Genomic DNA, 11,382 nt, shown 5'->3' with positions numbered 1-11,382 from the left:
GGGTGGTCCTAGTAAGAGGGTCGCGGCGACCTTGGGACAAGAGACAGACATTGGCAACGGCAGAGATCACGGTTCGCGGCGCGGGCATATTCGGCCTGTCGATTGCATGGGTGCTGCGCGCGCGCGGCGCGTCGGTGCAGGTGATCGACCCGCATGGCCCTGCCGCCGCGGCGAGTGGCGGCATCGTGGGTGCGCTGGCCCCGCATGTGCCGGAAAACTGGAACCCCAAGAAACAGTTCCAGCTGGACAGCCTGCTGATGGCCAAAGGGTTCTGGGCCGAGGTCGAAGCGGCAGGCGGCCAGCCATCGGGCTATGGCCGCACGGGCCGCTGCCAGCCCATCGCCGACGACGCGGCCCTCGCGCTGGCCCAGGCCCGCAGCGCATCGGCACAGACGCTCTGGGGCGATGCCGCGACCTGGACGGTGCGGCCCGTGGCCGACCCGCACTGGGCGGCGCACAGCCCCACGGGGATGGAGATCCACGACACGCTCAGCGGCCGCATTCACCCGCGCCAATCCTGCATGGCACTGGTCGCGGCACTGGCGGCGCGCGGCGTTGAGATCAAACCGGAAGGCAAAGACACCGACATTACGATCCACGCCACGGGTGTGGCGGGCCTTGAGGCGCTGAATGCCGGGCACAGCCGCCTCGTGGGCGCAGGGATCAAGGGGCAGGCGGCCCTGCTCGACCTCGCCCTGCCGGATGCGCCGCAGCTTTTTGCCGACACGCTGCACATCATCCCCCATGCCGACGGCACCACCGCCATTGGCTCAACCACAGAACGCGAATTTGCGGAACCCACCGGCACGGACGCACAACTGGACGATATCGTGGCCCGCGCGCGCGCTGCCGTACCTGCGCTGGCGGATGCGCCCGTGATCGCCCGCTGGGCCGGGCTGCGCCCGCGCAGCCGCAGCCGCGCACCCATGCTGGGCGCATGGCCCGACCGACCGGGACATTTCATCGCCAATGGCGGGTTCAAGATCGGCTTTGGCATGGCCCCCAAGGTCGCCACCACCATGGCCGACCTGATCCTCGACGGGCGCGACACCATTCCGCCGGGCTTCGAAGTGGCGGCCTCGCTCTAGGCTTCGGCCTGCATGCACAGCCGCCCATCCGGCCCCCGCACCCACAGCTTGCGCCCCGCCCGGCACAGTGTCGCGGCCTCATGGTGCATCAACGGCGACACCGCGCGAAAGGCAAAGGTCCGGAGCGGCCCCAAATCGGCCTGCGCCATCAGCATCAGGTGCTGCGCCAACAAGGGCCCATGCACCACCAACCCACCATACCCTTCAACATCCCGCGCATAGGGCTGGTCGTAATGAATGCGGTGCCCGTTGAAAGTCAGCGCCGAATAGCGAAAGAGCAGCGTGGCGTCGAACCGCACCTCCCGCTCGGCCTCTGCGCCCGTGGCTGCGTCCGGTGGCACAGGCCGGGGCGCATTGGCGTCCGGGTCCTCGCGGTAGACAAGGTCCTGCCACTCGGTCAGGCACAGCGCGCCGCCCTGCCACACCTCATGGCGCAAGGTGACAAAGGCCAGCGGCCCGGTGCGGCCGGTCTTGGCCTGTGCGGCCTCGCATACCGACACGCGTTCGGCCTCGGCCCCCAGCCGCAGGGCCGCGTGAAAGGCCAACCGCCCGCCCGCCCACATCCGGCGCGGCAGGCCCATGTCGGGGATCAGCCCGCCCACACGCGGATGCCCGTCCCGGCCCAGACCGTCGGTTGCCACCGGCGTCCAGAAATAGAGCTGGTGAAAGAACGGCGGCAGCGCATCGCCCGGCGCAAGGGTCGGCGCAAGGCCCATCGCCACCTGCATCGCCTGCGCGCGGGCGGGGTCCATCACATCGCTTTGACGTGTCGTTGTCTGATCGGCATTCTGCATGGGTCAGACCATGCGCCACGGAGCCCGGAAATGGAACAGCCCACACTCGCCCGCCTCGATCACCTCGTGCTGACGGTGGCGGACATGCAGGCCACGATCACGTTCTACACCAAGGTTCTGGGCATGGCGCACCGCCCGTTTCAGGTGGCCGACGGCAGCACCCGCCACGCGCTGGCCTTTGGTCCGCACAAGATCAACCTGCACCCGCAGGGTGGCGAATTCGATCCCAAGGCGCGCAGCCCCGCACCGGGCACCGCGGACCTGTGCTTTCTGACGGACACGCCGCTCGACACATGGCAGGCCCACCTGGCCGCCCACGACGTCGCGGTCGAGGACGGCCCCGTCGCCCGCACGGGCGCGCAGTTTCCGATTGTCTCGCTCTATCTGCGGGACCCCGACGGCAACCTGATCGAAATCAGCGTGCCCGCGTCCTAGCGTTTGATCTCGGCCCGCAGCGCCTGCATCAGTTGCGACAGCGTATCGACATAAAGCTGCCCGGTCAGCCGCCCGTCGGCGTCGAACTGGTTGCCGCAATCGGCCAGATGCACCTCGGGACCTTGCAGGATGCGCGGGCGAAACGCCACAAAACAGCCCCGCAGCACCATCTGCGCCCGCTCACCGCCTGCGCGGCCTGCGGCGGCGGACATCACCGCCAGCGGCTTGTCGGCCCAAGGGTTGCCCTTGACCCGGCTGACCCAGTCCAGCGCATTCTTCAGCGCACCGGACGGCGCCTTGTTGTATTCCGGCGTCGACACGATCACGGCGTCGGCCTCGGCGATCTGCCCGGCCAGCGTCTCGGCGGCCTCGGGAATGCCATCGGCCTCTTCCAGATCACCATCGTAGAGAGGCATCTGGATATCCGCCTCCACATAGGTACAGTCGCCAAACAGCCGCGCACCCTCGCGCAGCAACTTGCGGTTCGTCGACCCGGTCCGCAGCGAACCGGAAATCCCCAAAAGCGTCGGTGTGGTCATGTCGTGTCCTTGTACCTCAATCCGCGTTGCATCGTGATCGCAACCTTCCGTCCACAACGCAAGAGACCCGGGAAAGGATCCCGGGCCTCCGTAGGTTCAAATGACCTGCGTGATCAGGCGTTGGGCAGAATGACGATCTCGACGCGCCGGTTCTGGGCCTTGCCCTCGGGCGTCAGGTTCGTCGCGATGGGCTGGCTTTCGCCGCGGCCAAAGGTCTGGATCCGGTTGAACGGCACGCCCTGACGCATCAGTACATCCGCCACCGCATTGGCGCGGCGCTCGGACAGCTGCTGGTTGAACGCGGCTTCGCCGTCACTGTCCGTATGGCCCACGATCTGCACGGTCGAGTTGGGATAGCGTTGCAGGCTGCCCGCCAGATCGCCCATGTCACCCGACAGGCCCGGACGCACGGCAAAGCTGCCAGAGGCAAAAAGGATCGCCTCGGGGAAGGACACGATCAGCCGGTCACCGGTGTTGGTGATGGTCACGTTGCTGTTCAGATCCCGGCGCAGCTCGGCCTCTTGCTGGTCAAGGTCATAACCGATGGCGCCACCGATCAGGCCACCCGCGACGGCACCGGCCAAGGCCGTGTTGCGGTCGCCCACGACGGCACCGATCACCGCGCCCGACGCCGCCCCGATGGCCGCGCCCCGGTTGCGGTTTTCGTTGATCGGCTCGCCGCTGGGGCCAACCGTTCCCAATGCGGCGGGGTCCGTGCACGCGCTGAGTGCTGCAATAGCGCCCACGCCAAAGATGAGGGGGGATTTAAGCATATCTGTCGTCCTACTGCCTTCGAAGGGGTGGGGTCTGTTCGGGCAGACCCCGTTATGAAACGCAAGATAGGGGGGCGCGGTTCCCCGAAACAGGGGGAAAATGCAATAAGCAACAACCCGCGCACAACTGTGACCGGCGCGTGATCGCGGCTCAGGCCTCGGCGCGGGCGGATTCGTAGGCCAAGAGCGCCCGCTTGACCGGCAGACCCCAGTGATAGCCGCCAAGCCCCCCCGACTTGCGCAAGGCGCGGTGGCACGGGATCAGCCAGCTGACCGGATTGCGCCCCACGGCGGTGCCCACGGCCCGTACGGCGCGGGGGTTGCCGATGCTGTCCGCGATCTCGGAATAGGTGGTGACATGGCCCGACGGTACCCGCAACAGCGCCTCCCAGACCTTGATCTGAAACGGCGCGCCAATCAGGTAAAGCGGCGCCTCGCTCAACTCGGCATTCTCCGCGCCAAAGGCCGCCAGAACCCAAGGGCGCAGGCGCATCGGGTCTTCGACAAAATCAGCCTTGGGCCAGCGGCGCAGCAGGTCCTGCATGGCCCAGTCCTCGCCCATCTCGGCGGCAAAGCCCAAGCCACAGATCCCTTTGTCCGTGCCCATCACGATGGCCGGACCAAACGGGCTGTCGAACCAGCCCCAAAAGATGGTCAACCCGGCACCACCCTTGGCGAAATCGCCGGGGCTCATCGCCTCCCAGCGCAGGAACAGATCATGCAGCCGCCCCGATCCGCTCAGCCCCGTGGCATGGGCGGTCTCCAGCGTGGTGAACCGTTCGCTCAGCAGCGCCTTGGCGTGGCCAAGGGCCAGATATTGCTGGTACCGCTTGGGTGACACCCCGACCCAGCGCGAAAATATGCGCTGGAAATGCGCGGGGCTCATGCCCATCTCGGCCGCCAGCGCCTCAAGGCTCAACGGGGCGTCCGCGCCGTCGATCAGGTCAATGGCCCGGCGCATGACGTTGAAATGATATCCCTGTTCGGCGGTGCTGTGATCGGTCTGTTCCATGGTCCGAACCTATGGCACGCGGGATCGCCATGCGACCCGTTTCCTGCGGCTAATTCCAGTCGGGCAGGGCCGCCAGATAGGCCGACATATGCCCCAGCCCGGTGCGCAGGACGGACGGCGCGTTGGCGTAACCGATGCGCAGATACCCCTCCATCCCCAGCGCCGAACCGGGCGTCAGCAGCACGCCGGTCTTTTCCAGCAGGTCCACACAGACATCGCGCGACGGGATGTCATGGGTGTATTTCAGCAGGGCGGTTGTGCCCGACCGCGGGCGGACCCAACTGATGCTGTCTTCGGCCTCTACCCAATCAGACAGGGTGGACAGGTTCTCGCGGGTGATGGCGTGGCTGCGGGCCAGCACCTTGGCGCTGTTCTCCAGCGCCATTGTGGCGAAATGGTCGTCGATCATGCCCACGGAAATGGTGTCGTAATCGCGGTGGATCATGATGTCGTGGATCAGGTCGGGCGGGGCGGCCACCCAGCCCAGCCGCAGGCCCGCCAGCGAAAACGCCTTGGACATGCTGGCGGTGCTGATGCCCTTTTCATAGAGGTCGGCCATGGACGCGGTCATGCCGCCGCCCGTCTGGTCGGTCCCGCGATACACCTCGTCGCACAACACCCAGGCCCCCACGCTGCGCGCGATGTCCGCGATCTCTTCGAGCATCGCGCGCGGGATCAGCGCGCCGGTTGGGTTGTTGGGATTGGTCAGCGCAATCAGCCGCGTGTCGGGCCGCACCATCGCCCGCAGCGCCTCCAGATCGGGCAACCACCCGTCCGCCTCCCGCAGGCGCAGCTGCGTGACCTCCGCGCCGATGCTGGCCGGGATGGAATAGTGTTGCTGGTAGGTCGGCGTCACCGCCACCACATGATCGCCCGGCCCCACAAGCGTCTTGTGCACCAGCATGTTGGCCCCAATGGTGCCGTGGGTCACGACGATATGCGCCGGGCTCTGCCGATCATAAAGCGCCGCAATCGCCGCGCGCAGCCGGTCCGACCCCTCAATCGCGCCATAGGTCATCTTCATGCCCATCAGTTCGGCCAGATCCATGTCATTCCGGCCCGCGATCTGCATCAGCTGCGCGATGGTCATGCTTTCCACGCAGGTCTCCGCGAGGTTCCAGTCGCAGCGCGTCTCCCACTCGTTCATCCACAGCTCGACGCCAAAGGGCTCAATGTCCATGCCGGTGCTCCATCCTGCTCGCTTTGGCATAGGCCAAACCGCACCGTCCAACAACTCCGCCCGCTTGCAATATCGCAGCCCCCATGCCCGTTTGCGCAAACACTGGGCGCTTGACTTGACCGGGGGCCGTTCCTACCGTCCCAAAGCGATTTGGACACAGAAAAACCGCCGCCCCGACCACCACACCGCAGGAGACTTTCATGACCATCCGTGTCACCGTTTGGGGCGAAAACGTCCACGAGCGCGAAAACAAGATCGTTGCCGGGGTCTATCCCGACGGCATGCACAATTGCATCGCGGCAGCGCTGAATACCCATGACGACATCCGCGCAACCTCCGTCACCTTGCAGGACCCTGAACACGGGCTGACGCAGGCGCGGCTGGCAGAGACCGACGTGCTGATCTGGTGGGGCCACGCCGCCCACGGCGATGTCGAGGACGCCATCGTCGACCGCGTCTGTGACGCCGTGTGGGGCGGGATGGGCATCATCTTCCTGCACTCCGCCCATTTTGCCAAACCGTTCAAGCGGCTGATGGGCGCGCCCTGCAACCTCACCTGGCGCGAGGCGGGCGAACGCGAACGGCTCTGGGTCACGTCGCGCCACCACCCGATTGCCGCAGGCCTGCCCGACAGTTTCGAGCTGGAGCACGAAGAGATGTACGGCGAACCCTTTGGCGTGCCCGAACCGCTGGAAACCGTGTTCATCAGCTGGTTTCAGGGCGGCGAGGTGTTCCGCTCGGGCCTGACCTACAAACGCGGGGCGGGCAACGTGTTCTATTTCCGGCCCGGCCACGAAACCTATCCCACCTATCACGACGCCAACGTGCGCCGCGTGATCGCCAACGGCGTGCGCTGGGCGTTCAACCCCGAGGCGCGCATCGGCGACCCCAACGATGCGCCCAACGTACCGGTCGAGGCCGCCCCCGAACCGATCACCGCACGCGGCCCCCGCCTGCACGAGGACGGCGAAGAGGGGTTCCGCTGATGGCCGCCCCGGTCCGCCTGCTGATCCTCGGCACCGGCGGCATGGCCCACAAACATGCCGAAGAGTTCGGCCGCGACGCGGGCGCGCAGATCGTCGCCTGCGTGGACATGGACCCAGACAGGCTGGCCGCCTTCCAGACCCGGTTCGGCATCGACACCGGGTTCGCCAGCTTGCAGGATGCGCTGGACTGGGGCGCGTTCGATGCAGTGGCCAATGTCACACCCGACGGCGTCCACCACGCCACCACGATGCAGATCATCGCGGCGGGCAAGCATGTGCTCTGTGAAAAACCGCTGGCCACCAATGCCGCCCATGCCCGCGAAATGGCCGACGCCGCCCGCGCGGCGGGTCTGGTGAACATGGTCAACCTCAGCTACCGCGACGCGCCCGCCCTGCAAGAGGCCGCGCGCATGGTGCGCGCAGGCGCCATCGGCACTGTCCGGCATATCGAGGCCTCCTATCTGCAAAGCTGGCTGGTCCAGCCCGCATGGGGCCACTGGGACCGCGAAAGCCAATGGCTCTGGCGGCTGTCCACCGCGCATGGCTCCAAGGGCGTGCTGGGGGATGTGGGCATCCACATCCTCGACTTTGCCACCTTTGCCGCGGATCAGCCGGTGGCCGAGGTGACCTGCCAGCTGGCAACCTTCGACAAGGCGCCGGGCAACCGTATCGGGGACTATACACTTGATGCCAATGACAGCGCGACGATGCAGGTGCGGCTGGCCAATGGTGCGCTGGGGGTGATCACGGCCACGCGCTTTGCCACCGGGCACCTCAACGACCTGCGGCTGTCGGTGCACGGGGATCAGGGCGCGCTGGACGTGCAATGGCAGGGCAACACCAGCCGCCTGCGCGCCTGCCTGCCGCCGGATCTGGAAACCGCCACGTGGCGCGACATCGAAACACCGCCCGTGCCCACGAACTATGCCAAGTTCATCGCGGCCATTCAGGCGGGCGAGGCATGCGCGCCGGATTTCGGACGCGGCGCGGACCTGCAAGAGATTCTTGACCGGGCCGAAGCGAGCGCCGGGGGCGCCTGATGTAACGCGGTCCCTTGCCCGTGCGCGCAAATTTCCCCATACCACCCGCCATGGCCAAGCAACTCGACTATCACACGATCCGCGCGATCTTTTCCCGGTTTCACGAGGCGGACCCCGAACCCAAGGGCGAGCTTGAGCACGTCAACGTCTATACGCTGGTCGTGGCGGTGGCCCTGTCGGCGCAAGCCACGGATGCGGGCGTGAACAAGGCGACGCGTGCGCTGTTTCAGGTGGCCGACACGCCGCAAAAGATGCTGGACCTCGGGATTGACGGGCTGACCGAGCATATCAAGACCATCGGCCTCTTTCGGCAAAAGGCCAAAAACGTGATCAAGCTCTCACAGATCCTCGTCGACGACTATGGCGGCGTGGTCCCCAATTCCCGCGCCGCCCTGCAATCGCTGCCGGGGGTGGGGCGCAAGACCGCCAATGTCGTGCTGAACATGTGGTGGCAGTACCCCGCACAGGCCGTGGACACCCATATCTTTCGCCTGGGCAACCGCACCGGCATCGCGCCGGGCAAAACCGTGGACGCGGTCGAACGCGCCATCGAAGACAATATTCCCGCTGATTTCCAGCTTCACGCTCACCACTGGATGATTTTGCACGGGCGCTACCATTGCAAGGCACGCAAGCCGCAATGCCCGACCTGCATCATCCGCGATCTCTGCCCGTTTGAGGACAAAACCCAATGACCAAATATACGCTCGCCGGCATCGGCAACGCCGTTGTCGATGTGATCTCCCATGCTGACGACAGCTTTCTTGATCTCATGGGGATCGAAAAGGGGATCATGCAGCTGATCGAACAGGACCGGGGCGAGGTGCTCTATGCCTCCATGACGGACCGGCTGCAAACCCCCGGCGGGGCGGTGGCCAACACGATTGCGGGCGTGGGTGCGCTGGGCCTGCCCACGGCGTTCATCGGGCGGGTGCATGACGACGCGCTGGGCCGGTTCTATGCCCAGTCGATGGCCGAAAGCGGTACGGATTTCGTGAACGCGCCGGTGCCGGACGGTGAATTGCCGACCTCGCGCTGCATGATCTTTGTCACGCCGGATGGCGAGCGGTCGCTGAACACCTATTTGGGCATCTCGACCGAACTGGGCCCCGAGGACGTGCCCGAGGCCGTGGCCGCAAGCGCGGAAATCATGTTCCTCGAGGGCTATCTCTTTGACAAGGACAAGGGCAAGGAGGCGTTCCGCCAGGCCTCGCGCCTGACGCGCGGCGCGGGCGGCAAGGCGGGCATCGCCATTTCCGATCCCTTCTGCGTGGACCGGCACCGCGCCGATTTCCTCGACATGATCGGGAACGAGCTGGACTTCGTGATCGGGAACGAGCACGAGATCAAATCCCTGTTCGAGACCGATGACCTCGAGGCCGCGATGGCCCGGACGGCCAGGATGATCGACCTGATGGTCTGCACGCGGTCAGGTGACGGGGTCACGATCATCGGCGGAGGCGCGCGCCACGACATCCCCGTGGACACGGTGACGCCCGTGGATGCAACGGGCGCGGGAGACCAGTTCGCGGCGGGGTTCATCTATGGCATGGCGACAGAGCGCGACCTGGCCACCTGCGGACGGATGGGCAACCTCTGTGCCGCGGAGGTGATCAGCCATATCGGCCCGCGCCCGCAGACGGACATGAAACAGCAATTTGCGAATGCGGGTCTGCTCTGATCCGGTGACGGTGCTGGCGGGTCTGTCGGATTTGCATATTTGGGGAACAATGAAGCCATGCTGAGTGACGGATATCATGCAGTACCCCGCGGCAAGGTCGCCACGGTGGTCACACATCTGGAGACCCGCGCGCGCCCCGAGACCCGTGACGTGCCCGCGCCCGAGGGTTGGCGGCTGACCCGGATCCAGACGCCGACGGTGCCGTGGTACCGGGCGCTTTATCAGGCTGTCGGGGCCGACTGGCTGTGGTTCGGGCGGATGAAGCTGCCCGATGCAGAGATCGACGCGGTGCTGTCTGATGGGGACGTGCATGTTTATGCCCTGCAAAAGGACGGGGTGGACGGGGCGCTGATGGAGCTGGACTTTCGCACCGAGGGGGAATGCGAGCTGGTCTATTTCGGCCTGATCCCGGCGCTGATCGGCACCGGCGCGGGCCGGTTTCTGATGAATGCCGCGATTGATGCGGCCTGGTCCGCGCCCATTGACCGGTTCCACGTCTTTACCTGCACGCTTGACAGCCCGCAGGCGCTGGCATTCTACCGGCGGTCCGGGTTCACGCCCATCGCGCAAAAGATCGAGATCGCGGACGATCCGCGCATCACCTTTGGCTATGACCGCAGCCTGGCCCCCCATGTGCCGATCTTTGACCCCTGAGCCGGGTCAAAACCGCACACGTTCATTTTCGTTTACAGACCACTGGAGGTTGCATAGCGTGCCTCGGGCAGACTGGTCCGTATGGTGTGACACCTGCGGCGCCCGCGCTGTGTGACAATACGAATTGAATGAAAGCTACAGAATGTCGATCAACTTTCCCGACCCCATGCCCGATCCGTCCTTTGACGAACATGCCACGCACGAGGCCGATCAGGTCACCGTCTACGTGACCTGCGGCGACAGCAAATATGCCGGCACCAAAAGCGAGATCGCCATCGAGATCTTTGGCCAGCACTACACCACCGGTCAGGTGCCCCTGCGCGGCAACAGCTTTGAGCCGAAAAAGATCAGCGGGTTCATTTTTGATCTGCGCACCACCGAAAACGGCAAGAGCGCGGATACCGACCTGATGCCCACCGACCCCGGCCCGCCGCTTGCGGTCAAGCTGATCAACCGCGGCGACGATGCGATTGTCGTCAATGACATCGTGCTGAAATACCGGTTCAAGGATCACAACCCCAACGACCAGTACTACCGCTTCATCTGCGACAATGCCGTGCTGGGGGCCAAGGGCGATTTCGGCATCGCGGGCGACCGCAAGGCGATGGTGTCCTATTACGGCAGCGGCACCAACGCCCCAAGCCGGTCAGGCACACGCAAGATATCGCAGAAATACGACAGCAAGGGGCAGTTCTGGCGCAACGACACCGACAGCCCGATCGAATACTCCGAGACGATCACCGACTCCGTCACCCGCGAGCAGTTCGAGGCCGCGGTCAGTTCGATCAGCACGACGAATTCCGTGTCCGTCTCCGCCTCGGCCGAGGCCGGGTTCGGCGGCTTTGGCGCCTCGGTGGACGCCACCGTCGAAGAGGACCAGACCAAGGCCTCTGAACGCATCAAGGAGGACGCGGTGGGCCAGTCGCTGGAGAACGAGATGAGCTTTGCCATCGAGGTCGGCGCGGGCAAATGCGCTTTCCTCGTGGCGGACATCTACATGGACCTGACGGGAGCGAGCTATGCCATCAGCGGTCACCGCACGATTGAATTCTTCTCGATGCAGGACGGATCGCTGCAGGGAAAATCCAGCTGGATCTATGAGGCGGACACGCAGGCGCTGCTGCGCAGTCTGATCACCGACCCCGATCACCTGGCGCTCTTCGACACAATCGCGCCGTCCTGACCGTCGCGGCGCGCGGG

At 65.6% G+C, this 11,382-nt stretch carries 13 protein-coding genes; 8 read left to right on the top strand and 5 right to left on the bottom strand.

Annotation, left to right across the window (positions count from 1 at the left end; translation table 11 throughout):
• Nucleotides 1-50: 50 nt before the first annotated feature.
• Complete coding sequence (locus tag Q0949_RS10365; protein WP_299371337.1) at nucleotides 51-1,088, top strand: FAD-binding oxidoreductase; 1,038 nt, start codon at nucleotides 51-53, stop codon at nucleotides 1,086-1,088.
• On the opposite strand, the gene Q0949_RS10360 is transcribed toward Q0949_RS10365, so the two are convergent.
• Complete coding sequence (locus Q0949_RS10360; RefSeq protein ID WP_299371335.1) at nucleotides 1,085-1,882, bottom strand: acyl dehydratase; 798 nt, start codon at nucleotides 1,880-1,882, stop codon at nucleotides 1,085-1,087. The genes Q0949_RS10365 and Q0949_RS10360 overlap by 4 nt on opposite strands.
• Nucleotides 1,883-1,912: 30 nt before the next feature.
• Here Q0949_RS10360 and Q0949_RS10355 point away from each other — a divergent pair, with 30 nt between their 5' ends.
• A complete protein-coding gene (locus Q0949_RS10355) occupies nucleotides 1,913-2,317 on the top strand; it encodes a VOC family protein (RefSeq protein ID WP_299371333.1) in 405 nt (134 codons plus the stop codon).
• On the opposite strand, the gene Q0949_RS10350 is transcribed toward Q0949_RS10355, so the two are convergent.
• The 4 genes from Q0949_RS10350 to Q0949_RS10335 form a co-directional block, all read right to left on the bottom strand.
• Nucleotides 2,314-2,856 carry an NADPH-dependent FMN reductase gene (locus Q0949_RS10350; protein ID WP_299371331.1) on the bottom strand — a complete coding sequence of 181 codons (543 nt, stop codon included), beginning with the start codon at nucleotides 2,854-2,856 and terminating at the stop codon, nucleotides 2,314-2,316. The two genes, Q0949_RS10355 and Q0949_RS10350, sit on opposite strands and share 4 nt — an antisense overlap.
• Nucleotides 2,857-2,969: 113 nt before the next feature.
• On the bottom strand, nucleotides 2,970-3,629 hold the full coding sequence (locus tag Q0949_RS10345; protein ID WP_299371329.1) for an OmpA family protein: 660 nt from the start codon (nucleotides 3,627-3,629) through the stop codon (nucleotides 2,970-2,972).
• A 151-nt stretch (nucleotides 3,630-3,780) separates the two neighbouring features.
• Complete coding sequence (locus Q0949_RS10340) at nucleotides 3,781-4,641, bottom strand: bifunctional helix-turn-helix domain-containing protein/methylated-DNA--[protein]-cysteine S-methyltransferase (protein ID WP_299371327.1); 861 nt, start codon at nucleotides 4,639-4,641, stop codon at nucleotides 3,781-3,783.
• 49 nt (nucleotides 4,642-4,690) lie between these two features.
• Nucleotides 4,691-5,821 carry an aminotransferase gene (locus Q0949_RS10335; RefSeq protein WP_299371325.1) on the bottom strand — a complete coding sequence of 377 codons (1,131 nt, stop codon included), beginning with the start codon at nucleotides 5,819-5,821 and terminating at the stop codon, nucleotides 4,691-4,693.
• 200 nt (nucleotides 5,822-6,021) lie between these two features.
• Here Q0949_RS10335 and Q0949_RS10330 point away from each other — a divergent pair, with 200 nt between their 5' ends.
• From Q0949_RS10330 to Q0949_RS10305, 6 genes are all read left to right on the top strand, one after another.
• The gene (locus Q0949_RS10330) at nucleotides 6,022-6,807 is read left to right on the top strand and encodes a ThuA domain-containing protein (RefSeq protein WP_299371323.1); all 786 of its coding nucleotides are present in this window, start codon (nucleotides 6,022-6,024) and stop codon (nucleotides 6,805-6,807) included.
• Nucleotides 6,807-7,847, top strand: coding sequence for a Gfo/Idh/MocA family oxidoreductase (locus Q0949_RS10325; RefSeq protein WP_299371320.1), 1,041 nt, complete (start codon nucleotides 6,807-6,809; stop codon nucleotides 7,845-7,847). Before Q0949_RS10330 ends, Q0949_RS10325 begins: the two co-directional genes overlap by 1 nt.
• A gap of 50 nt (nucleotides 7,848-7,897) precedes the next feature.
• The gene (gene nth, locus Q0949_RS10320; protein ID WP_299371317.1) at nucleotides 7,898-8,542 is read left to right on the top strand and encodes an endonuclease III; all 645 of its coding nucleotides are present in this window, start codon (nucleotides 7,898-7,900) and stop codon (nucleotides 8,540-8,542) included.
• Nucleotides 8,539-9,528: an adenosine kinase gene (locus tag Q0949_RS10315; RefSeq protein ID WP_299371314.1), complete on the top strand. Its 990-nt coding sequence runs from the start codon at nucleotides 8,539-8,541 to the stop codon at nucleotides 9,526-9,528. Before nth ends, Q0949_RS10315 begins: the two co-directional genes overlap by 4 nt.
• Nucleotides 9,529-9,585: 57 nt before the next feature.
• Nucleotides 9,586-10,182 carry a GNAT family N-acetyltransferase gene (locus Q0949_RS10310; RefSeq protein ID WP_299371311.1) on the top strand — a complete coding sequence of 199 codons (597 nt, stop codon included), beginning with the start codon at nucleotides 9,586-9,588 and terminating at the stop codon, nucleotides 10,180-10,182.
• A gap of 142 nt (nucleotides 10,183-10,324) precedes the next feature.
• Nucleotides 10,325-11,365 carry a PLAT/LH2 domain-containing protein gene (locus Q0949_RS10305; protein WP_299371308.1) on the top strand — a complete coding sequence of 347 codons (1,041 nt, stop codon included), beginning with the start codon at nucleotides 10,325-10,327 and terminating at the stop codon, nucleotides 11,363-11,365.
• Nucleotides 11,366-11,382 lie beyond the last annotated feature (17 nt).

This window comes from uncultured Tateyamaria sp., assembly GCF_947487805.1.
In the GTDB taxonomy this organism is placed as follows: domain Bacteria; phylum Pseudomonadota; class Alphaproteobacteria; order Rhodobacterales; family Rhodobacteraceae; genus Tateyamaria.
The sequence above is the reverse complement of the archived record's forward strand: the minus strand, read 5'-3'. Positions and strand labels throughout refer to the sequence as shown.

Bases quoted from the DNA above. Each gene is read 5' to 3' on its own strand.
- Q0949_RS10360 (WP_299371335.1), bottom strand. From the start codon at position 1,882: ATGCAGAATGCCGATCAGACAACGACACGTCAAAGCGATGTGATGGAC.
- Q0949_RS10355 (WP_299371333.1), top strand. From the start codon at position 1,913: ATGGAACAGCCCACACTCGCCCGCCTCGATCACCTCGTGCTGACGGTG.
- Q0949_RS10350 (WP_299371331.1), bottom strand. From the start codon at position 2,856: ATGACCACACCGACGCTTTTGGGGATTTCCGGTTCGCTGCGGACCGGG.
- Q0949_RS10345 (WP_299371329.1), bottom strand. From the start codon at position 3,629: ATGCTTAAATCCCCCCTCATCTTTGGCGTGGGCGCTATTGCAGCACTC.
- Q0949_RS10340 (WP_299371327.1), bottom strand. From the start codon at position 4,641: ATGGAACAGACCGATCACAGCACCGCCGAACAGGGATATCATTTCAAC.
- Q0949_RS10335 (WP_299371325.1), bottom strand. From the start codon at position 5,821: ATGGACATTGAGCCCTTTGGCGTCGAGCTGTGGATGAACGAGTGGGAG.
- Q0949_RS10330 (WP_299371323.1), top strand. From the start codon at position 6,022: ATGACCATCCGTGTCACCGTTTGGGGCGAAAACGTCCACGAGCGCGAA.
- Q0949_RS10325 (WP_299371320.1), top strand. From the start codon at position 6,807: ATGGCCGCCCCGGTCCGCCTGCTGATCCTCGGCACCGGCGGCATGGCC.
- nth (WP_299371317.1), top strand. From the start codon at position 7,898: ATGGCCAAGCAACTCGACTATCACACGATCCGCGCGATCTTTTCCCGG.
- Q0949_RS10315 (WP_299371314.1), top strand. From the start codon at position 8,539: ATGACCAAATATACGCTCGCCGGCATCGGCAACGCCGTTGTCGATGTG.
- Q0949_RS10310 (WP_299371311.1), top strand. From the start codon at position 9,586: ATGCTGAGTGACGGATATCATGCAGTACCCCGCGGCAAGGTCGCCACG.
- Q0949_RS10305 (WP_299371308.1), top strand. From the start codon at position 10,325: ATGTCGATCAACTTTCCCGACCCCATGCCCGATCCGTCCTTTGACGAA.